The organism is Embleya sp. NPDC005575 (assembly GCF_040605455.1).
Lineage (GTDB): Bacteria > Actinomycetota > Actinomycetes > Streptomycetales > Streptomycetaceae > Embleya.
The window spans coordinates 17,685-38,812 of sequence record NZ_JBEXCV010000086.1; the positions used below are offsets into that span (position 1 = coordinate 17,685).

The window sequence follows — 21,128 nt, forward strand, 5'->3', positions numbered from 1 at the left end:
GTGACCACATTCGACGACCACACTCTCCTCCGGCAGGCCATCGCACTCGCGGCCGAGGCCCGCTCGGGCGGGAACCCGCCGTTCGGATCGCTGTTGGCGGGACCGGACGGGAAGGTCCTGGCGGAGGCGCACAACACGACGCTCACCGACAAGGACATCACCGCCCACCCGGAACTGAAGCTCGCGAGGTGGGCCGCACGGGAGTTGGACACGGCCACGGCGGCCGAGACCACGATGTACACGAGTTGCCAGCCGTGCGAGATGTGCGAGGCGGTCATCCAACGGGCGGGCCTGCGCCGGGTGGTGTTCGCACTGTCCAACGAACAACTCCTGGACATCAGGCCGAGCAGCGGCCAGCCCCCCGTGCCACAGGTCGGCCCGGCACTGCTCGAAGAGGTACGCGAAGTGGTCGTGGGGTACTACCGGTGACCCTCGGGTAGAGGCACGGCCCCGACTGGTGCGGCGGGCCGCCCGGCCCGACCGCGCGACCGGGGCGCGCCCGCCCCCCGCGCTCCCACTGCCCGCACGCCTCGGCTCGCCCGGTTATCTACGCTGCACACGTGGGCACTCCATATATCCCCGTCCCCGCACGCGTGGCGACGACCGAGGACATCGACGCGATCGTCGCCACCCTGACCACCGCGTTCTTCGACGACCCGATGTGGGGCCCGCCCTTCCCGGACGTCGACCGTCGGGCCGGGCAAGCCGCGGCGATGTGGCGGCTGTTCGCGACGTCGGCCCTGCGCTATCCCTGGGCGCTGGTGACCGAGCACGTCGAGGCGGTGGCCCTGTGGATCCCGCCGGGCGGGAGCGAGTTGTCGGCCGACGAGACGGACGGTCTGGAAAATTTCCTGGCCGACAGCAGCGACCGGGCGACGGCGGATCGAGTCCTGCGGATCCTCGAACTGCTCGGCGCCGCACAACCCACCGAACCGCACTTCTTCCTGAGCCTGCTCACCACCCACGACGACCACCGGGGCCGCGGGCTGGGCATGGGCCTGCTCGCCGAAAGCCTGAACCGCATCGACGCCCTCGGCGCACCGGCCTACCTGGAGTCGTGCAACCCGGCCAACCACGCCCGCTACGGACGAGCCGGCTTCACCCCGCTCGACACCGTCACCCTCGACACCGGACACGTCGTCACCACGATGTGGCGCCCGGCCCGCAAGAGCTGAACCGAACGCGCCGACCCGAACCGAGCCAACTCGCCCCGGTTCGAGCCGAGTCCACCCCCTCCGGTCCCCCGCGTCGCTCACACCCCGGAAACCTCACGTTTTGCTCAGATGCCGCCCGCCGGCCCCGTTCACCTCCTAGCCTCGTCGCCTACCCGGCGGCCCGGGCAGCACGTGGCATCTCGGCGGTGCGCCGGTGGGTACCGCGGGCCCCGGCCGACGGCCGACCGGAGAGGGGCCCGCGATGACGCACACCGGTGGCGAATCGACCCTCGACGGGCCCGACCCCGTGCTCGCGGACCCGATCCTGCGCTCCACGACCCTGCTCGACGACGTGGCCGGCCGCCACCCGAAGGCGATCTCCTTCGCGACCGGGCGCCCGTACGGAATCACCGCGGCGGGCATGCCGACCGCCGCCGGCCGGGACGCGCTGTGCCGGGTACTGCGGGTGCTGCGCGGCTCGGATCGGGACGTGGTGCTGGCGGTCGCCCCCGCCTACCTCGGACTGACCGACGCGGCCCGGCGGGCCGATGTGCCGGTGCTCCCGGTCGCGGACGGCCCGCGCGGCGTCGACCTGGACGACCTCGCGGCGCAGGTGCACGGCGCCCGCGCGGCCGGCCTGCGCCCACGCGCGCTGTACGTGGTCCCGGACTTCGCCAACCCGTCCGGAATCGGTCTGGACCAGCCCGCCCGGCGAGAACTCCTCTCCACCGCACTGGAGTTGAATCTGCTGCTGCTGGAGGACAACCCGTACGGCCTGATCCACGTCGCCGGCGATCGCCGACCACCGACGCTGGAGGCTCTGGACACCCGCCAACGCGTCGTACACGTCGGCTCGTTCGCCGAGACAGGCCGCCCCGGTCCACTCGGCCGAATCGGCAATCCGGCGCACCTGCTGGACGGCCTCGCCGCCCGGTTCGGCCGCGGTCCGGCCGCGGATCGGGTGCACTGGACCAGCCCGGACGGGGGCTTCCTCGTCGTGCTGACCGTGCCGTTCGTGGCCGACGACGAGTTGGTGGAGTTGTCCGCGCGCGAGTACGGCGTGCTGTGGACGCCGATGGCGCACTTCTACGACCCGGGCATCGGACCCACCCACCGCCTGCGGCTGTCCTGCGGCACGCTCGACCCGGCGACGATCGACCACGGCCTGGACCGCCTCGCGACCCTGGTCGGGGACCGCACCGGAACCCGCATCGGTACCGGCCGGCCCGCCGCGCATCCGGGGCCCGTCACGCGCCCAGGTCACTCCCGAACCGGCGCCAGATAGGGCGCCACCGCAGCGGCAACCGCGGCCGAGCCGAGATAGTTCGTCGCCGGGTGGAAGGCGAACAGGCCGATGCTCTCGGCCAGATCGAGGTCGACCTCCGGGAAGTACGCGGTGAACGGCCGCGGGATCGCCACCGGATCCCCGTGATCGGCCACGTTCACCCAACGACGCACACCGGGGGGACGGCTGCCGGTGCCGTCCGGAATCGGCCGCAAGCGGTGGAAGACCGCGTGCGGGAGGGCCAGCGGCGAGCCGAGGGTGACCAGGAGATCGAGCTCCAACTCGGGATGGGCGTGCAGGGCCTCGTAGGCGACGACCGTGCCGAGCGAGTGCGCGATCACCACGCGCGGCCGGTGCGCGGCGATGCACGCGGCCACCTCCTCACGGGCGGCGATCCGCGCCGGCGCATCCGCCTCCCGCAGGTAAGTGGTCACCTCGCGCACGAACAGCGACATGAATAGGTGGGTCAGCCGCCCGTCGAGCCGAAACCGGACCGCGACGGCCTGGGCGACCTGCCGCAGCGGCACGGTCAGTCGGCCCTGCACGGTCACCGGCGGCAGTTCCAGCGCCGCCATCCGCCACCCGACCATCCGAATCACCTGTCAGCACCGGGAGTTCGTGATCGAGCACGACTCCGGCCACCGCATAGACCTCCGCCCCCGACGCGATGGAGGCGCACAGGGCTCCGGTCCGCACATCCCAACCACCGACCCCGCCCTCGGGCCGTCCGCCGAGGACGACCGCCCGGTCGTCCAGTCGAACGCAGGAGAAGTCGTGAAGGCGTCCGGTGACGATCGATGTGGCCAAGGACTACGCGCCCGTGCCCGACGGTCTCGAATGGTGGACCCGGCACGTCGCGCTCGCCGTGGACTCCGTCGCCGAGGTCGACGCGATGGCCGAGCAGATCCGCCGACACGGGGTCGAGGTCCGGGGCCCGATCGACCACGAGGGCGTCTGGTACTCGGTGTACTGCTTCGACCCCAACGGCGTGCATCTGGAAATCACCCACCAGTCCCGCCCGTTGACCGAGCAGGACGCCGCCGAGGCGCGGACCGCGTTGCACGCCTGGCTCGCCGATCGCGCCGCCGGCGAGCTTCCGGGCTGAGCCGCCCGGATTTCCCGGCCGACCGCCTCTACTCGCCGACCCGGGCATAGCGCAGCATCACGGTACGCGCGTCGAACGTGCGCGAGTCCACCAGGCGCAGCGGATACCGGGTGTCGCCGGGCCGGAAGACCGGCTTGCCACCGCCCAGGATCACCGGGTGCACGAAGATCAGGTACTCGTCGATCAGGCCGAGGCCGGTGAGCGTGTTGGCGAGCTCGGAACCGCCGTTGAGCAGGATGTCCTTGCCGGGCTCGTTCTTGAGTGCGGTGACGTCCTCCGCCAGGTTCTTGCCGATCACCTCGGCGCCCCATTCGGCCCGGTCCAACGTGTTCGAGACGACCACCTTGCGGGTCGCGCGCCAGATCGGCGCGAACCGCAGGTCGTGCGGATCGGTGGAGATCGTCTCGGCGATCGGCCAGTAGCCGGACATCATCTCCCACACCACACGGCCGTACAGGAATGTGTCGGCCCCGTCGTTGAGGATCTGCCCGAAGTCGGACAGCTCCGGTCCCATCATCGGCCAGTCGAATTCTCCGTTCGGGCCCTCGATGTAGCCGTCGAGCGACTGGTGGACCATGTAGAGGATCTTGCGCATTTCGGGGCTCCTGACTGTGCCGGTCTCCGCTGTTCTCACGGGGAGGTCGGAGTCGATCCCCCGTCCTCGACATCTCCGGACGGATTCCCGGAAAAAAGCTCTCGACGAGAGTTCCCCGGCGAACGGCCGGGCAAGCAGGGGGCGGGCGGGCGCCGGTGCGCGCCCCCGTGCGGCGCGCCGGTCACGAGCCGCCCACCGTGCGCGCCGCGCGTATCTCCAAGTAGCGCCGCTCCGGCAGGCTGGTGGTTCGGCGGGCCGCTTCGCGGTACGCCTCCCGGGCCGCCTCGCCGTCGCCGGTCAGTTCGAGCAGGTGACCGCGTACCGCCCAGACCCGGTGATGCTCGGTCATCCGGTCGTCCTCGGCCAGCGTGTCGAGCAACTCCAGGCCGGCTTTCGGGCCGTGCACCATCGCCGTCGCGACACTGCGGTTGAGGGTGACCATCGGGCCCGGCGACAGGTGATCGAGCAGCCGGTACAGCGCGAGGATCTGCGGCCAGTCCGTGTCCTGGGCGTGCGCCGCCTCCGCGTGTACCGCGGCGATCGCGGCCTGAAGCTGGTACGGGCCCGGCGGCCCCCACGTGAGCGCATCGGTGACCAACTCGGTGCCCTCCCGGATCGCCGTCGCGTTCCAGCGGCTCCGATCCTGCTCGGCCAGCGGGATCAGCCCGCCGTCCGCCGCGGTGCGCGCGGCTCGGCGGGCATCGGTCAACAGCATCAGCGCGAGCAACCCGGACACCTCGCCGTCGTCCGGCCGCAACCGGCGCACCGCACGGGTGAGCCGGATCGCCTCGGCGGTCAGGTCGGTGCGGAGCAGGTCCGGGCCAGAGCCGGCCGTGTAGCCCTCGTTGAAGATCAGATAGAGCACGTGCAACACCGCGCCCACCCGCTCCATCGGCTCCGGCCCGGCCGGCGTGCCGAAGCGAGCGCCTGCGGCCTTGATCCGCTGCTTGGCCCGGCTGATCCGCTGCGCCATGGTGCTCTCGGGCACAAGGAACGCGTCGGCGATCTGCGCGGTGGTCAGGCCGCCGACCGCACGTAGCGTCAACGCGACCTGCGAGGCCCCGGTCAGCGCCGGGTGGCAGCACAGGAACAGCAGGGTCAGCGTGTCGTCGCGGTCGCCGGCCGCGGCGTCGTCGGGTGCGGGCGAGACGCACTCGTCGGCCGAAGCCTGCGCGGCGAGCCGCTCCTCGCGGTTGCGTCGGGCCCGCTCGCTGCGCCAGTGGTCGATCAGCCGCCGGTCGGCCACGGTGAGCAGCCAGCCCCACGGACTGTCCGGGACGCCCTCCACGGGCCACTGCACGGTGGCCGCGAGCAGCGCCTCCTGGACCGCGTCCTCGCACGCGTCGAACTGGCCGTGCCGGCGGACGAGCACGCCGAGAACCTGCGGGGTCAGTTCCCGCAGCAGGCCCTCGACGTGCGCGTCCCGGCTCACATCTCCGTCCCTGAACCGGTCATCACCGGGCGGACCTCCATCGCCCAGTAGCGGGCGTCCGGCCAGCGCGCGGCGATCTCGACGGCCCGCTCGGTGCTCTCGCACTCGACCAGCAGATAGCCGGCGAAGTGCTCCTTGGCCTCCACGAACGGTCCGTCCGTGACCGCCGGCACCCCGTCCCGGACCCGCACGGTCCGGGTCTGCGCGGGGTCGGCCAGCGCCTCGCCGCCCAGCAGTTCCCCGGACGCGGTCAGCTCGGCCATCAGCGCGTCGACCTCGCCGAACAGCTCGGTGCGCTCGGCCTCGGAGAGTTCCTCCACGAAGCCGGGGCGGTTGTGGATCAGCAGCATGAACTTCATCGGTGACTCCTGGACGTTCTGGTTCGGTTCGGTCGGGCCGGGTGCCCCGGTCCGACCGGCGCGCCCCGATCGGGTGCTCGGGATCGCTTCGCCGAGTCGCCGGGCGGGCCGCTCGTATCCGGGTCGGAGCGGGTCGACGGTTCTCGACATCCCGGCGGACAGAATGTCGGATCGATCCGCCGCAAACGAGCCCACCCGGCCGTGCCTGCCCCCGAACAACCCCGAACGGCGGCCTCCGACACGCCACCCCCTGCCGCCGCCCGCGCGGCTCAACCTCGGTCTGGGCACGGTCGGCGACCACCTGGCCGTGCTGCGCCGCGCCGACCTGATCACCGGCCTGCGGGTGGGCCGCTCCGTGCACTATCGACGCACCACGCTCGGCGAGGTGTTGGCCGACGGGCGCGGCTGACCCGCCCGACCGTCCCGGCCGGGCGTCGTTCGAGGCCGCCCCGGTCCGTCCCGCCGGCATGCCCGTCCGGCGCCCGCGGGTCGTCAGCCGGTGAGTGCGACCAGGCCCGGGAGGTAGCCCTTGGCCTGGCCCGTGGCCGTCGGGTGGTACGACTCGTCGACCGGCAGCGTCAGCCCGTGCAGCCACTCGTCCGCCGCGCACACCCCGTGCCCCGCAAAGCGGTCCCGGACGTCGGCGAACTCCGCGCCGCCGGCCGCCGCCCGGTGCGCCGTGATGTCCGCCACCACGTCGGCCGCGTCGTCCAGCGCGCGCCGCTTGGCCACGCTCAACCCCAGGAGACAGCTGCCCGTTTCGAACAGGCGCGGATACCCGAGCACCACCAGCCGCGCGTCCGGGGCCTGGCGGCGGATCTGCGCGTAGGTCGCGTCCAGATCGGCCGGCAGCCGGTCGCGCGCGTACGCCGTGGACCTCGCCACCGCGTCCGAGCAGTCCCGGTCGCCGCCGAGCACACAGGTCTCGATCGTGTCCGCGAAGCCGATGTCGTTGCCTCCGACGCTGATCGTCACCAGCGTGGTGTCGCCGGTCACCGCGGACAGTTGCCGGGCGCGCACATCCGCCGTGGTCGCCGAGGAACACGCCACGAACGCGAACTCGGCTGCCGCATGCGCCTGTTGCCACAGCGCGGGGTAGGCGTTCGCGCTGCGCTTGCAGTCGCCGCCGCCTGTGAGGTAGTCGCCCGCGCCGACGCCCGAACTGTACGAGTCGCCCAGCGCCGCGTAGCGCGAGACCGGTGCGGCGGGAGCCGGGTATGCGATGCCTCCGGCGAGCGTGAGGACCGCGGCGGCGGCGATGGACGCGGCGATACGGGACGGCGACGGCACGGGTGGATCTCCTCCGGAACGTGGTCACGTTGTCGGAGGTATCGGTCGGAGCAGGGACCGGCTTGATCGCACTCACCCATGGGAAGGACGGCCCGGCGGGCGCGGCACCGGTGCCTCATCCGCGCGCCGGCACCGGCTGGTGGGTACGGAAGGTCTGGCGGTAGGTCATCGGCGGCACCCCGATGGTGGCGACCAGGTGCCGGCGCAGCAAGGCGCCGGTGCCGAAGCCCGCCCGGTCGGCGATCCGGTCCACGGTCAGGTCGGTGGTCTCCAGGAGCCGGCGGGCGTGTTCGACGCGTTGCCGGGTCAGCCACTGGCCGGGGGTCATGCCCACTTCGTCCCGGAAGCGCCGGGTGAAGGTGCGTACGCTCATCCGCGCGTGCTCGGCCAGTTCGGCCAACGACAGCGGGCGGTGCAGGTGTTCGAGCGCCCAGGCCCGGGTCGCCGGGGTGGTGGCCGAGGACGGCTCCGGCACCGGGCGTTCGATGAACTGGGCCTGGCCGCCCTCGCGCCACGGCGGCGTCAGTGTCGGGCGTGGTCGAGTCGGTCGGCCTGGGCGTCAGCGTCTTCCGGCCCGGCGACGAGGTGTTCGGCATGCCCCGACTGCCGCAGCCGGCCGGTACCTACGCCGAGTTCGTCACCTCGCCGGCCCGGCATCTGGCCCACAAGCCGGTCACGCTGTCGCACGTGGAGGCGGCGGCGCTGCCGGTCGCCGCGCTCACCGCGTGGCAGTCGCTGGTGGACGCGGCCGAGGTACGGCCCGGTCAGCGGGTGCTGATCCACGCGGCGGCCGGTGGTGTGGGCCATTTCGCGGTGCAGATCGCCAAGGCCCGCGGCGCGTATGTGATCGGTACCGCCCGCGCGGCCAGGCACGAGTTGTTGCGCAAGCTCGGTGCGGACGAGCTGATCGACTACACGAGCGTCGACTTCGCCGAGGTGGTGCGCGACGTGGACGTCGTGCTGGACACCATCGGCGGCGAGTACGGGCCGCGCTCGCTGCGGACGTTGCGGCCGGGCGGGCTGCTGGTCTCGCTGGCGTCGCCGGCGGAGGTGGAGTTGGTGCCGGTGGCGGAGGCGGCGGGGCTGCGGGCGGGGTTCACCATCGTCGAACCGGATCAGGGCGGGTTGAACACCATCGCGGCGCTGGCCGAGGCGGGCCTGCTGCGGCCGGTGATCGACGCGGTGCTGCCGCTGGAGCAGGCGGGCAGGGCGCACGAGTTGGGCGAGCGCGGGCGCACGTGCGGAAAGATCGTGCTGACCGTGGTGGAGTAGCGCGATCACCCGGGCCCTGCCGCGGGCCGGACTCGGCGCGGCGTCCGAGGCGTGGCGGGCCCACGGATGTCCGTGGCGCGAGCACGGCGCCGCCGCCGATTCCCGGCCCGCCGACCAGACTTGACGAGCCGGCCAACCCGCGTTCGCCGATACGTCGCTCGGCGCCACTACACACATGTCCATGACCTCAGTGGACAGAAGGACCCTCCTGCGCACCGGCTCCGTCGTCGGCGCGGGCCTGGCGATCACCCCCGTGGTGGGCGCCGCCTCGGCCTCGGCCTCGACATCGAACGCGCCGGCCTATGTGGCCTCCGGCCGACCGAGCCTGAGTCACGGCGTGCAGAGCGGCGACGCCACCGCGTCCTCGGCGATCGTGTGGGGCCGCGCCGATCGACCCGGTCGGCTGATAGTCGAATACGGCACCCGGCCCGACCTGCGCGACGCGCACCGCGTGCGGGGTCCGTGGCTGACCCCGGACGGCGACCTCACCGGGCGGGTGCGGCTGCGCGATCTGCCGTCCGGACGGCGAATCCACTACCGCGTCCGGGTCGAGGGCGAGCGCGGTGCGGCCGGCGAGGCGGTGACCGGTTCGCTGCTGACCGCGCCGAGCGAGCGCAGCCGCTCCGGCGTGCGGTTCGTGTGGTCCGGCGACACCGTCGGCCAGGGTTGGGGCAGCAACCCGGACATCGGCGGCATGACGATCTTCGAGCAGATGCGCCGGCTGCATCCGGACTTCTTCCTCAACAGCGGCGACACGGTCTACTCGGACGGCCCGCTCGTGGAGAGCGTCCCGCTGCCCGACGGCCGGATCTGGCACAACGTGGTCACCCCGGAGAAGTCCAAGGTCGCCGAGTCGCTGACCGAGTACCGGGGCCAGTTCGCGTACAACCTGCTCGACCGCAACTACCGCGCGTTCGCCGCCGAAGTCGCCCAGATCAACCAGTGGGACGACCACGAGGTGCGCAACAACTGGTATCCGGGCCAGATCCTGGAGGACGCCCGCTACACCGAGAAGCGTGTCGACGTGCTCGCCGCGCGCGCCGGGCAGGCGTTCCGCGAGTGGGTGCCGATCGGTGACGACCGGGTCTACCGCAAGTTGTCCTACGGCCGGCACCTGGACGTGTTCGTCCTGGACATGCGCACCTACAAGGACCCCAACGACGACAACCGCTACGCCGATCCCAAGCGCGGATTGCTCGGCGACCGGCAGCGCCAGTGGCTGATCGAGGGCCTGTCACAGAGCCGGGCCACCTGGAAGGTGATCGCCAACGACCTGCCGCTGGGCCTGGTGGTGCCGGACGGCGCCGCCGCGCAGGAGGGCGTCGCGCAGGGCGACCCCGGCAAGCCGCTGGGTCGCGAGATGGAGTTCGCCACGATCCTGCGCACGGCGCAGCGGCGCGGCGTGCGCGGCATCGTGTTCCTGACCGCCGACGTGCACTACACCGCGGCGCACCACTACGACCCGTCCCGGGCGGCGTTCCAGGACTTCGACCCGTTCTGGGAGTTCGTCTCGGGTCCGCTGAACGCGGGCGCGTTCGGTCCCAACGCGCTGGACGGCACGTTCGGTCCCAGGGCCGAGTTCGTGCACGCTCCGCCGCGCGCGAACTACTCGCCTCTGGAGGGCTTCCAACACTTCGGCGAGGTCGAGATCGACGGCCCCTCGGGCAACCTGACGGTCAATCTGCGCGACGGCGCCTCCACCGTGCTGTGGAGCAGGACGCTGCGCCCGGTGCGCTGACCCTACGGCCGCACCCGCCGGAACCGGAGGCCCTCGTCGGCGGACGAGGGCCTTCGCGCGTGGGCAGCCGGGCCGCGCGGCACAGAACCTGCTCGCGGCCTCCGGTGGGGCGGTGGCGGGCGAAACATCCATCAGTACCCGAAAAAGCGCGACAAAGATCGTTCGAGGCTTCGAATATGCTCCGCCACCGGTTGCCCCTCGGGGGTCGACGCACAGATCGAAGCGAGGCATACGCATGGACACGACACGCCGGAATCCGCTCCCCGACGAACCGTCCCGACGCCCGGCCGGCGCACGCGCCTTTCGCACCGTGGTGCCCGCCGTCACCGCGTGCCTGGTGCTCGGCGCGTGCGGCGGGGGCGACGACAAGGCGGCCGAGAATCCGGACACCTCCACCGTCGCGCCCAAGGGCGGCGGAACGTTGACCGTGGCGATGGCGAGCGACATGCGCTCGATGGACCCGTTCGGCGCGCTGAGCAACTCGTACACCGACAACAGCCGGCTCAACGCGGTCTACGACTCACTGTTCTGGCACGAGGCCAAGACCGGCAAGGTGATGCCGCAGATCGGCGAGAGCCTGACCCCGGACCCGGGCAACGCGTCCTGGACGCTCAAAATCAAGCCGAACGTGAAGTTCTCCGACGGCACCCCCTACGACGCGGCGGCGGTGAAGTTCACCTGGGACGAGCACGCCGCGCCGGCGCGCAAGTCGTACCAGGCCGGCACGATCGCGGCGGTCAAGACGACCGAGGTGGTCGACCCCACGACCCTCAAGATCACGCTGACCGGCCCGAACGCCAACTTCGACCACATCGTCGCCTCCAACCTGTCCTTCATCGTCTCGCCCACCGCGTACAAGAAGGATTCGGCCGGCTTCGCCCGCAACCCGGTCGGCGCGGGTCCGTACACGTTCAAGGAGTGGACCAACGGCGACCACATGACCTTCGTCAAGAACCCCGGCTACTGGCAGGGGGCGGGCAAGCCCTACGCCGACACCGTGGTGTTCAAGATCATCCAGGACAGCACCCAGGCCCTGGAGACGGTCTTCTCCGGCGGCGCCGATCTGAAGGTCTCGGTCAACGCGGAGGACCCGGTCAAGGCCAAGCAGAAGGGCCTGGAGACCAAGACCGTCACGATCATCGGCGGCGAGTCGCTCTACTTCAACAACAAGCGTGCTCCCTTCGACGACGTGCGCGCCCGTCGCGCGGTGCAGCTCGCGCTGGACGCGAACGAGGTGAACAAGATCTCCTTCAGCGGCAATGGCACGCCCACGCACAGCATCTTCCCGCCGGACAGCCCGCTGGTGGAGGCCGGCACCGAGACCGTGCAGCGCACCGACCGTGCGGAGGCACAGCGGCTGCTGAACGAGTTGGAGGCCGAGGGCAAGCCGCTGAACTTCACGTATTCGATACCGCAGAACGCGAACGCGCAGCGGACCGCCGAATACATCATGACCTCGCTCCAGGGGCTGAAGAACGTCACGGTCAAGATCGCACCGATGCCGATCGCCGCGTTCCAGACCGACATCGTGATCAACAAGAACTACCAGGCCGCGATGTTCAGCTACTACCTCTCGGACGCCGAGCCCGGGCTGTACGTGAACCTCTACAGCACCAGCCCGAACAACTACCTGCTGTACGCCAACCCCACGGTGGACCAGAACCTGGACAAGGCCCGGACCACCAACGACCCGGCCCAGCGCAAGGCCGCGTACACGGCGGTCGCCGCGCAGCTCAAGCAGGACGCGCCGCTGTGGACCTACCAGTCCTCGGTGGTGACCGGGTTCCACCGGTCGACGGTGGTGGGCATGGTGCTGACCAACGACGGCATGGTGCTGATGGACCGGATCGGCCTCAAGGGCTGATCGGGGCCGAACCCCGGGTCGCGAACTCGTAGGCTCGCGACTCGGGGGGGAGGATGGGGACTTGAGTCTCCACCGGGTGGAGACGACAGGGTGGTGGGCGCGTGCCATCCGCCCACCACCCTCGATCAGCAGACCCCGATCAACGAATCGGCGCCGTGCCGGTTCAGCCGACCAGGACGCCCTCCCGGTCGCCGTCGCCGCCGGCCTTGGGCTCGTCCTCGTCCGGGTGCTGCGCGAGCTTGCTCGGCCACCAGATCTTGCGACCGATGTCCAGGCCCAGCGCGGTGACCAGGACCGAGCGCACAATGAAGGTGTCCAGCAACACGCCCAGCGCGACGGTGAAGCCCATCTCGGCGAACGCGACGATCGGCAACGTGCCGAGCACCGCGAACGTGGCCGCCAGCACCAGGCCGGCCGAGGTGATCACGCCACCGGTCGCGGACAGACCGATCAGCACGCCGCGCCTGGTCCCGTGCTTCTTCGACTCCTCGTGCACCCGACTCATCAGGAACACGTTGTAGTCGATGCCCAGGGCCACCAGGAAGACGAACACGAACAGCGGGAAGCCCACGTCGGTGCCCTCGAAGCCGAGCAGGTGCTCGAAGGTGAACACGCTGATGCCCAGCGCCGCGGCGAAGGACAACACCACGGTGGCGATCAGCACCAGCGGTGCGATCACCGCCCGCAGCAGCAGCCCGAGCACGATCAGCACCACGAGCAGGATGAGCGGGATGATCACCTTGTCGTCGTGCTCGGACGCCTTGGCGACGTCCATCTGGGTCGCGGTGCCGCCGCCGACCTTGGCCGCGCCGTCCGGGACCGCGTGCAGCGCGGTGCGAACCCGCTTGACGGTGTCCTTGGCCGCCGCCGAGTCGGGCGACGCGCTCATCACGCCCTCGATCTGCACCCGCCCGTTGGCCGCGCCGGTCCGGCGGACCCCCTCGGGAGCGATCCCGGGGGTCGTCTGGAGCGTCTGCATCAGCGCGGTCGCGGCCGACTCACGGCCGATCACCACGATCGGGTCCCCGGAGCCCGCCGGGAAGTAGCGCTCGGAGATCTCCTGGCCGGTGATCGACTGCGGCTTGTCGGTGAACGAATCCTTGTTGGCGATGCCGTCACCGTTGAGGTTGGTCAGGCCGATGGTCATCACGCCGAGGATGACCGCGGTCACGATCCACACCAGGCGCGGGCCGCGGGCGATCTGCCGGCCGACCTTGGCCCAGATGCCGTTCTCGTCGTGCGTGATCGCGTCCGGCTCGTAGGCCGGGCGGACCGGCCAGAACACCCAGCGGCCGACGATCACGAGCAGCGCGGGCAGCAGCGTGGTCATCGCGATCAGGCCGACCACCACACCGAGCGCGCAGACCGGGCCCAGGCCCTTGGTGGACTGCATCTCCGCGGCCATCAGGCACAACATGCCGACGCCGACCGTCGCTGCGCTGGCCACGATCGCCGGTCCGGCGCGGAACAGCGCCGCCGCCATCGCCTCGTGCCGGTCCTCGTACCGATGCAGTTCCTCGCGGTAGCGGGCGATCAGCAGCAACGCGTAGTCGGTGCCCGCGCCGAAGATCAACACGGTCAGGATCGCCGCGCTCTGGCCGTTGACGACCAGGCCGGCCTTGGTGAACACGTACACCACGGCCTGCGCGGTGAACAGCGCCGCGACCGCCGAGATCACCGGGAGCAGCCACAACACCGGGCTGCGGTAGGTGAACAGCAGGATCAGCACGACCACGCCGAGGGTCGCGTACAGCAGCGTTCCGTCGATGCCCTCGAACGCGGCGGCCTGGTCCGCGCCGAGCCCGGCCGGGCCGGTGACGTACGACTTGAGCCCGTCCGGGTTGTCCTTCAGGCTCTCCTCGAGCGCGTCGACCGCGTCACCGAGGTCGTTCCAGCCACCGGCCTTGATGGTGATCGGAACCAGGACCTGCGCGGCCTTGTTCTGCGGATCGAACCGCGCGTCCTCGACCTTGTTCGTGACGCCCTTGGCGGTGCCGAACTTGGCCCGGTCGTCGGCGATCGCCTTCGTGTCGTCCGGCGTCAGGCCGGAGGTGCGCTCGTAGACCACGACGGCGGGCACCGTCGTGTCCGGGCGGAAGTCCTTCTGTTCGTTGATCACCTTCGTGGACTCGGCCTCGGCGGGCAGCCACGACGAGACCTCGTTGTTCTGAGCGTCGGTCAGCTTGGCCGAAAGCGGTGCTGCCGCAACGAGCAACACCAACCACAAGGCCAGCACGACCCACTTGGATCGACGCCCGCACGGCAACGCCGCAAGCGCCTTGATCCGGTTCATGTGTTTCCCCCAGCTGATGGGCTGATTCCAAGGAAGCAGCGGTCGATCGACAACATGGAGTCAGCTCTACGCCGGCTCCGTGACCGGGCGATCGAGACTGTCCACGACCCCTCCCGGAGCCAACCGGTCGGTGTCGAAATTTCTGTGTTTCTACAGGAGTTCAGACTGCACGGCGCCCCGAAACTCATCGCTTGCCGGCAGTCCGACGGCGGATTGTCCCTGATGGACAGTCCCACCGTCCACCGATTAACCCCCAGTTGGGCACAGGGCGGGTTAATACATCGTGAACTCGCTGAATTGGGAGGGCATATCGGCGGCAGAACGACGGCGCGGGCTCGCTCTCGCGCCGTCGATCACCGCCGGCCGGCCCATCCGGTCAGGCGTCTTCGGCCGCAGTCGCCCCTCCCCCGTCGTGCTTCGGATTCCGGGGCAGCACAGCCAGGCCGTCCAGGAACCGTTCGAGGACGAACTCGAAGCGTTCGTCGATGTGCGGCCCGGTGAGCTCGCGCGCCGTCGCCACCAGGTGCGGGTAGGTGTCCGCCGGGAAGGCCGCGATCGCGTCACCGATCGCGGTCACCGCCTCGCGGACGGGCACCCCGGCGACCACCGCCGCCGATACCGGTCGTTGCTCGCCGTACACGAACCCGGTCACCAGCGTACCGAGGCCGTAGGTGATGTACGCCGCGTCCTGCCGGCCGAACCCGGCCCGGTCCAGCATGGCGAGCTGATGCTCCATCACCGCGGCCATCCCGGGGCCGGACGGGAAGCGGCCTATCAACACCCGCACGGAGTCCCGCCTGTGGTTCAGGAACCCGCGGAACGCCCAGGCCAGTTCGCGCAGTTCGACCCGCCAGTCGCCGCGGATCGGCGGTAGTGCGGGGACGCCGATCCCGAGTAGTCCATCGGCGAGCAGGTCGAGCAGTTCCTCCTTGTCCCGCACGTGCCAGTACAGCGACGGCGCCCGCACGCCGAGTTCGGCCGCCACCGAGCGCATCGACAGCGCGTCGAGGCCGTCGCGCTCCAGCACGACCAGTCCCGCCCGGACCAACGCGTCGAGCGTCACCGCCGGCCGCCGTCGCGCGCCGTCCGTCGGCGCCCGGCCCTTGCCCGTCATGCCCACTCCTTGTCGTCGACCCCGGCGGGTGTCGCCGCCGACCCGGTCGGGTCCATCCTCCTTCGGATTCAGGTCATTCCTCTTCCGCATTCGGATCACGTCCGCCCCCGGACCCGGTCAATCCTCTTGCGTCGATGCCCGACGAAGTGCAATCTAACACCGTTAGATAGTGACTAACACTGTTAGGGAGCGACCATGGCGCACGATTCCCTGGGACCGATACCGGGACCCGAACCCCCCTCCGCCACGCCGGGCCACCCCACCCGGACCGCATCGACGCAGGTCGGTGCGCCGCGCAAGGGGCTGATTCTGGCCACACTGTGCGTCGCGCTGTTCGTGGCCATGCTCGACAACGTCGTGGTGTCCAACGCGCTGCCCAGCATCGACCGCGACCTCGGCGCGGGGGTCAGCGGACTGCAATGGGTGATGGAGGGCTACAGCCTGGTCTTCGCCGCACTGCTGCTGACCGGCGGCACCCTGGGTGACCGGTACGGCCGGCGTCTGGTGTTCCTGATCGGCCTCGGCGTGTTCACGGCAGGCTCCATCGCCTGCGCACTGGCCGGTTCGCTGACGGCCCTGATCGCCGGACGCGCGGTCCAGGGTGTGGGCGGCGCGCTCTTGTTGCCCGGCAGCATGTCGATCATTCGACACGTGTTCACCGACGACCGGGAGCGGGCCCGCGCCATCGGCATCTGGTCGGGGGTCTCCGGCGCCGGGCTCGCGCTCGGCCCGGCCATCGGCGGCCCGCTGGTGGACACGTTCGGGTGGGCGAGCGTGTTCTGGATCAACGTGCCGGTCGGCATCGCCGGGATCGTGATCGGCGCCTGGGTTCTCCCCGAATTCGCGGAACGCCGCGGTCGCTTCGACGTGCCGGGACTGCTTCTGGGCGTACCGGCCGTCGGCGCGCTGGTGTTCGCGCTGATCGAGGGCCCGGCGCAGGGCTGGACCTCGGCCCGCGTGCTCGGCGCCGCCGCACTGGCCGTGGTCGCGCTGATCGCCTTCGTGTGTGTCGAACTGCGGGTCGACCAACCGATGCTCGACCTCGGCTTCCTGCGCGACAGGGTGATCGGTGCCGCCATGTGGGGCGGCTTCGCGGTGAGCTTCGGGATGTTCGGCGCGTTGTTCTTCCTCGGCCTGTACATGCAGGACGTGCTCGGGTACACGCCCACCGAGGCGGGTTTCGCGTCGTTGCCGTCCACGCTGGCGATCATGATCGCGGCGCCGATCTCCGGGCAGTTGGCAGGCCGGATCGGGCCGCGCGTGCCGCTCGTGGCCGGGTTGACCCTGTGCGGCGTCGCGCTGGGCGGACTCTCCTGCTACGGCAAGGACGTGTCCTACCCGGAATTCTTCTGGGTGTTGCCGTTCCTCGGCGCGGGCATGGGGTTGTGCTTCACGCCGATCTCGGTCGCGGTGATGTCGCGGGTCGAACCGGCCCGGGCCGGCATGGCCTCGGCGGTCACCAACACCGCCCGCGAATTGGGCGGCGTGGTTGGTATAGCCGCACTCGGCGCGGTGCTCACCGGGCGCCTGTCGAGCCGGTTGACCGAGCTGTTGGCCGACGCGCGGGTCCCGGCGGACGACGCGCGCCGGATCGTCGACGCCAGTACCTCGGGCGGTGGAGGCGGGATCGGGCACCTGGACGGTGCGCCGCCGGCGGTCCGCGAGGCCGCGACGACGGCGTTCATGGACGGCCTGCATCCGGCGCTGTGGACCGGGTCGGCGATGTTGCTCGGGTCGGCCGTGCTGGTGGCGTGGCTGATGCGGGATCGGCCCCGGGCGGCGGTGGGCGACGAAGCGGACGCGGCGTTGGCGAAGGTCGCGGTCTGAGCGGGCGGGTGCGGTGGCTCGACGGCCGCGGCGGCCGAGTGGCCGACGCCGGGAACGGGCTTGCTCGGGGCGCCCGTTCCCGGCTGTGCGGCCGGTGCGTGTCAGCGTTCGGGCTCCGGGCCCAGGACGGGTTTGACGTCCAGGATCGGGGTGCCGTCGATCGCTTCGAGGTTGCGCACGTGCAGCCTGAGGTCGTCGACCTCGGTGATGACGATCCGGTGCAGTCCGATCGGGTTCGGCCGGTCCGGCGAGCGGGTGCTGAACACGCCGGTGGCCGGCCGCTCCCGGTCGCCGCGCGGATGCACGCTCAGCACGTCGCGGCCCGCCCGGTCCAGCCAGGTCAGCAGGACGACCTCGTCGCCCGCGCGCAGGTCGCCGAGTCCCGCGCGCACCTCCTCCTCGAAGACCAGCCACGCGTCGGGCGCCCCCTCGTCGGCCTGACGAGGTGCCGAACTCCGGTCCACGAGCGCCGATTCGACGATGCCGATGGGTCGCACCGTGTACACGTCCCGAGTCACCGGGACCACCTCCTCATTGCGACCCGCCGGCCCTACCGCCGACGGCTCGTCGCTCAGTAGAGGCTCATCATCGCGCTTCGCACCTCGCGCAGTGTCGAGTCGGCCACCGCGTTCGCCCGCTCATTGCCCGCGTGCAGGATGCGCCGGACCTGGCCGAGGTCGCGCGCGTACTCGGCTCGACGCGCCCGAATCGGGGCCAGGAACTCGTTGACCGCCTCGGTGACGGTGCGCTTGAGCGCGGCGGCGCCCGCCGTACCGATCTCCTCCGCGACCCGGTGTGGGTCCCGTCCCTGACACAGTGCGGCCAGCAGGACCAGGCCGGAGACCTCCGGACGGGTCTCGGGGTCGTAGGTGATGTGCCGGTCGGCGTCGGTTTTGGCACCCCGGATCAGCTTGGCCGTCTCGTCCGCCGTGGCCGCGAGCGCGATCGAGTTGCCTCGGCTCTTGCTCATCTTGGTGCCGTCGGTGCCGAGCAGCAGCGGGGCGGCCGACAGCAGCGCCTCGGGCTCGGGGAAGACGGGTCGCCCGCCCGCCGGGTAGCGGTCGTTGAATCGGCGGGCGATGGTGCGGGTGAGCTCCAGATGCGGCAACTGGTCCTGGCCGACCGGGACCAGATTGCCCTTGCAGAACAGGATGTCGGCCGCCTGGTGCGCGGGATAGGTGAACATCAACCCGCTGACGGCGGCCTGTCGCGAGTGCGCGATCTCGTCCTTGACGGTCGGATTGCGGCCCAACTCGGCGACCGAGACCAGGCTGAGGAACGGCAGCAGCAGCTGGTTGAGCGCCGGGATCGCGCTGTGCGTGAAGATCGTGGTCCGGTCCGGGTCGATCCCGACGGCCAGGTAGTCGAGCAGCAGGCCCTCGACGTACTCGACCAGGCGGTCCGCGACGTCGCGATCGGTGAGCACCTGGTAGTCGGCGATGATCAGGTATTGCTCGACGCCGAGGTTCTGCAGGCGCACCCGGTTGTGCAGGGTGCCGAAGTAGTGGCCCAGATGCAGGCGTCCCGTCGGGCGGTCGCCGGTGAGTACGCGAAAAGCCCCGGGTTCGCGACGAATCCGCTCTTCGAGCACCAGACTCCGGGCCTGCGCGGCGCTCGTCCCGATCGGATCCGTCGCATCGATCGGGTCCGCCGGGGTGGCCGGTGCCGCGGTCATGACACTCGCGTCGGCCGTGCTGTTCGGTGTGCCGTTCATGATCTCTCCCCTGGTCGATAGGTCGGTCGCCGTCCGACGGCACCGCCCTGAACCAGGGCACAAAAAAGGGCCGTCCGTCCGAACGACCCATGCGCAAATGGCGGTCGCTCCTAAGTGGAGCGCCACCAACTCAGACCCCCTGCACACAACATCTCCCCACCATACCGCCCCCACCCTCCGACGACGACAGACCCACCCGGCCGACCCACCGACGACCACCGGCCGACCCGGTTGCCGGCGCGATCGCGCCCCTGATGGGGTGGCGGCCGTCGGCGTCGGAGCGTGCCGGCCCGAAAGGGGTTCGGCTGCACGGTCGCGTCGGGATTCGCGCCGGGCGAAGGCGGGTTCGTCCGGGCCGGTGCCGACGATCAGGCAACTCCCCTGCTCCCGCGTGCGATCACCGGCTGCGGACCGGCGATCGAGCGGGATACCCCCGGACCGAAATGAAGAGCCCTGCGGAGAGCCTTTGGGGAGGTCTCCGCGGCGCGGCGGGCGAGGCGGGACGTGGCGGCTTCGCCGCGCTCCGCCTCGTCGGGCCGAGTCGGGCCGAGTCGGGTCGGACCGGGTTGGACCGGGTCGGACCGGGTCGCACTCACTCCCGTCGGACCTTCCCCGAACGGCGAAAGCAAGCCGCGGGCCCGCCCGCGCGGCACCCCGCACCGGCCCTTGAGCGCTTGCGCACAATTGCCGTGTTTTCCGACACGGTCCCCCGAAATCCTGTTTTCTTTCCGCCCCCGACCACCCCCGCCAGGCCCCTCATCTGCGGGGCTTCCACCGAAAACGCCCCATCGCCCTTCCAGAGGGCGCTACCGTCGCCTATAAGGACCCGATGCCCACAGGCTCGATCCGTCCACGCTGCCGACCCCGGGCGGCGGGTCCGGAACACCCGCCAGGAAAGGCCCACCGCCGTGCCGCACCCACTGCTCGACGCCATCGACACCGCGCAGGATCCCGCCGATTTCCTGCGCTCGATCGGAACCGTGCACACGACCTTCGGCGATCAGGACTCGGGTGCGGTCTCCTACGGTGTGCACGCCGAGGGGAACTGGTTCGTCAAGACCGGCCCCAATGCCGCGTCCGCCCTGTGCCTGCGTCGCGCGATCGACCTGCACGCGCATGTCCGGCATCCGGCGATCGTGCCGGTGCTGCACTCGTTCAGCGCCAACGGCATCCCCGTGACGGTGGGGCCGTGGCGCGCGGGCGAGGTGCTGTATCACTCGACGGTCAAGCGCGCGGGCAAACAATTGCGCACCGGCGCGGCCTCGCCGCTCGCCCGCTTTCGCGCGCTGCCGCTGGACGATGTGCACGCGGCGCTGGACGCGATCCTCGACGCGCACCGCCTGATCGACGCGGCCGGCTACGTCGGGGTGGACTGGTACGACGGCTGCGTGCTGTACGACTTCGCCGCCCGCCGGGTGCACCTGATCGATCTGGACGAGTACCGCAGCGCGCCGTTCGTGCTGGACACCGCCCGGCTGTCCGGGTCCACCCGCTACATGCCGCCCGAGCACAGCCGCCGCGGCGCGCTGGTCACGCGGGCGGGCACCGTGTTCCTACTCGGCCGCACCCTGCGCCTGCTGCTGGACGCGGGCGACGAGGAGCGGGCCTGGCGCGGCACGCTGGCCCAACTCGCCGTGGTCGAGCGGGCGACCCGGCGCGACCCGGCCGAGCGCTACCCGAACGTCACCGAACTCTTCGACGCGTGGTGCGCGGTCGCGCCCGCGGGCCTGCTCTCCGGCAGCCGGCGGATCTGACCCGCACAACACACCGGGCGGCCGTACTCAGCGCCCGGCCCGCCGAACAGGTCGTCGCGAGCCTCGTCGAGCGCGGTCGGCACGGCGCCGTCCAGTACGGTTCAGACGGCGGTCCTGGCCACGGTCGGCGCGACCCTGGTCGCCACCGCGCACTCCCCGCTGCCCGCCGAGCTCGGCTTCGCGCTGCTCGGCGTGGGTGTGTCCGCCGTCCTGCCACTCACCTTCGCCGCGGCCGGCCGTACCGCCTCGAACGCGCCGCAAAACGCACCGCAGGCGGCGAACGTCCCCGGGGCGGGCCGGGTCCGGGGTCACCGGCGCCGACCCGGCCCCGC

General features: G+C 71.2%; 17 protein-coding genes and 3 pseudogenes. 10 read left to right on the forward strand and 10 right to left on the reverse strand.

The annotated features are described in order from the left end of the window. The 3 genes from ABZS54_RS25915 (at nt 1) to ABZS54_RS25925 (ending at nt 2,439) form a co-directional block, all read left to right on the forward strand. On the forward strand, nt 1-429 hold the full coding sequence (locus ABZS54_RS25915) for a nucleoside deaminase (RefSeq protein WP_355540682.1): 429 nt from the start codon (nt 1-3) through the stop codon (nt 427-429). Nucleotides 430-560: 131 nt separating this feature from the next. Beyond that, nucleotides 561-1,175 carry a GNAT family N-acetyltransferase gene (locus ABZS54_RS25920; RefSeq protein WP_355540685.1) on the forward strand — a complete coding sequence of 205 codons (615 nt, stop codon included), beginning with the start codon at nt 561-563 and terminating at the stop codon, nt 1,173-1,175. A 241-nt stretch (nt 1,176-1,416) separates the two neighbouring features. Continuing rightward, complete coding sequence (locus tag ABZS54_RS25925; RefSeq protein WP_355540688.1) at nt 1,417-2,439, forward strand: aminotransferase class I/II-fold pyridoxal phosphate-dependent enzyme; 1,023 nt, start codon at nt 1,417-1,419, stop codon at nt 2,437-2,439. On the opposite strand, the gene ABZS54_RS25930 is transcribed toward ABZS54_RS25925, so the two are convergent. Further along, nucleotides 2,415-3,029, reverse strand: a complete 615-nt coding sequence (locus tag ABZS54_RS25930) for a serine peptidase (RefSeq protein WP_355540691.1) — start codon at nt 3,027-3,029, stop codon at nt 2,415-2,417. The genes ABZS54_RS25925 and ABZS54_RS25930 overlap by 25 nt on opposite strands. 197 nt (nt 3,030-3,226) lie before the next feature. Here ABZS54_RS25930 and ABZS54_RS25935 point away from each other — a divergent pair, with 197 nt between their 5' ends. Further along, on the forward strand, nt 3,227-3,544 hold the full coding sequence (locus tag ABZS54_RS25935; protein ID WP_355540694.1) for a VOC family protein: 318 nt from the start codon (nt 3,227-3,229) through the stop codon (nt 3,542-3,544). Nucleotides 3,545-3,572: 28 nt separating this feature from the next. On the opposite strand, the gene ABZS54_RS25940 is transcribed toward ABZS54_RS25935, so the two are convergent. The 3 genes from ABZS54_RS25940 to ABZS54_RS25950 form a co-directional block, all read right to left on the reverse strand. Continuing rightward, nucleotides 3,573-4,139, reverse strand: coding sequence for a dihydrofolate reductase family protein (locus ABZS54_RS25940; RefSeq protein ID WP_355540697.1), 567 nt, complete (start codon nt 4,137-4,139; stop codon nt 3,573-3,575). 181 nt (nt 4,140-4,320) lie between these two features. Next, a complete protein-coding gene (locus tag ABZS54_RS25945; protein ID WP_355540700.1) occupies nt 4,321-5,571 on the reverse strand; it encodes a DUF6596 domain-containing protein in 1,251 nt (416 codons plus the stop codon). Then, nucleotides 5,568-5,930 (reverse strand): YciI family protein, encoded by a 363-nt coding sequence (locus ABZS54_RS25950; protein ID WP_355540703.1) that lies wholly within the window; start codon nt 5,928-5,930, stop codon nt 5,568-5,570. The genes ABZS54_RS25945 and ABZS54_RS25950 overlap by 4 nt, the downstream gene beginning before the upstream one ends. Before the next feature lie 283 nt (nt 5,931-6,213). Here ABZS54_RS25950 and ABZS54_RS25955 point away from each other — a divergent pair. Beyond that, nucleotides 6,214-6,339, forward strand: a pseudogene (locus ABZS54_RS25955) (ArsR family transcriptional regulator); the annotation flags it as partial. Between the two features lie 83 nt (nt 6,340-6,422). Here ABZS54_RS25955 and ABZS54_RS25960 read toward each other — a convergent pair. Both ABZS54_RS25960 and ABZS54_RS25965 read right to left on the reverse strand, forming a co-directional pair. Further along, complete coding sequence (locus tag ABZS54_RS25960; protein WP_355540706.1) at nt 6,423-7,220, reverse strand: SGNH/GDSL hydrolase family protein; 798 nt, start codon at nt 7,218-7,220, stop codon at nt 6,423-6,425. Nucleotides 7,221-7,335: 115 nt separating this feature from the next. Then, nucleotides 7,336-7,746 (reverse strand): annotated as a pseudogene (locus ABZS54_RS25965) (helix-turn-helix domain-containing protein); the annotation flags it as partial. Between ABZS54_RS25965 and ABZS54_RS25970 the strand changes: the two are divergent. The 3 genes and pseudogenes from ABZS54_RS25970 to ABZS54_RS25980 all read left to right on the forward strand — a co-directional run. Further along, nucleotides 7,746-8,492: pseudogene (locus ABZS54_RS25970) on the forward strand (NADP-dependent oxidoreductase); the annotation flags it as partial. The pseudogenes ABZS54_RS25965 and ABZS54_RS25970 overlap by 1 nt on opposite strands. A gap of 181 nt (nt 8,493-8,673) precedes the next feature. Beyond that, nucleotides 8,674-10,230, forward strand: a complete 1,557-nt coding sequence (locus ABZS54_RS25975) for an alkaline phosphatase D family protein (RefSeq protein ID WP_355540709.1) — start codon at nt 8,674-8,676, stop codon at nt 10,228-10,230. 235 nt (nt 10,231-10,465) lie between these two features. Continuing rightward, a complete protein-coding gene (locus ABZS54_RS25980; RefSeq protein ID WP_355540712.1) occupies nt 10,466-12,094 on the forward strand; it encodes an ABC transporter substrate-binding protein in 1,629 nt (542 codons plus the stop codon). Between the two features lie 163 nt (nt 12,095-12,257). Here the strand turns inward: ABZS54_RS25980 and ABZS54_RS25985 are convergent, their stop codons facing one another. Together ABZS54_RS25985 and ABZS54_RS25990 are read right to left on the reverse strand one after the other, a co-directional pair. Continuing rightward, nucleotides 12,258-14,387 carry an MMPL family transporter gene (locus ABZS54_RS25985; RefSeq protein WP_355540715.1) on the reverse strand — a complete coding sequence of 710 codons (2,130 nt, stop codon included), beginning with the start codon at nt 14,385-14,387 and terminating at the stop codon, nt 12,258-12,260. Between the two features lie 376 nt (nt 14,388-14,763). Further along, nucleotides 14,764-15,501 carry a TetR/AcrR family transcriptional regulator gene (locus ABZS54_RS25990; RefSeq protein WP_355540718.1) on the reverse strand — a complete coding sequence of 246 codons (738 nt, stop codon included), beginning with the start codon at nt 15,499-15,501 and terminating at the stop codon, nt 14,764-14,766. 195 nt (nt 15,502-15,696) lie between these two features. Here ABZS54_RS25990 and ABZS54_RS25995 point away from each other — a divergent pair, with 195 nt between their 5' ends. Then, the gene (locus ABZS54_RS25995) at nt 15,697-17,328 is read left to right on the forward strand and encodes an MFS transporter (RefSeq protein WP_355540721.1); all 1,632 of its coding nucleotides are present in this window, start codon (nt 15,697-15,699) and stop codon (nt 17,326-17,328) included. Nucleotides 17,329-17,429: 101 nt separating this feature from the next. On the opposite strand, the gene tsaA is transcribed toward ABZS54_RS25995, so the two are convergent. Continuing rightward, complete coding sequence (gene tsaA, locus ABZS54_RS26000; RefSeq protein ID WP_355540724.1) at nt 17,430-17,846, reverse strand: tRNA (N6-threonylcarbamoyladenosine(37)-N6)-methyltransferase TrmO; 417 nt, start codon at nt 17,844-17,846, stop codon at nt 17,430-17,432. A 53-nt stretch (nt 17,847-17,899) separates the two neighbouring features. After that, nucleotides 17,900-19,003, reverse strand: a complete 1,104-nt coding sequence (trpS, locus tag ABZS54_RS26005) for a tryptophan--tRNA ligase (protein WP_355540736.1) — start codon at nt 19,001-19,003, stop codon at nt 17,900-17,902. A 947-nt stretch (nt 19,004-19,950) separates the two neighbouring features. Between trpS and ABZS54_RS26010 the strand changes: the two genes are divergently transcribed. Next, entirely contained in the window at nt 19,951-20,796 is an 846-nt protein-coding gene (locus ABZS54_RS26010) for a serine/threonine protein kinase (protein ID WP_355540727.1), read from the forward strand. Nucleotides 20,797-21,128 lie beyond the last annotated feature (332 nt).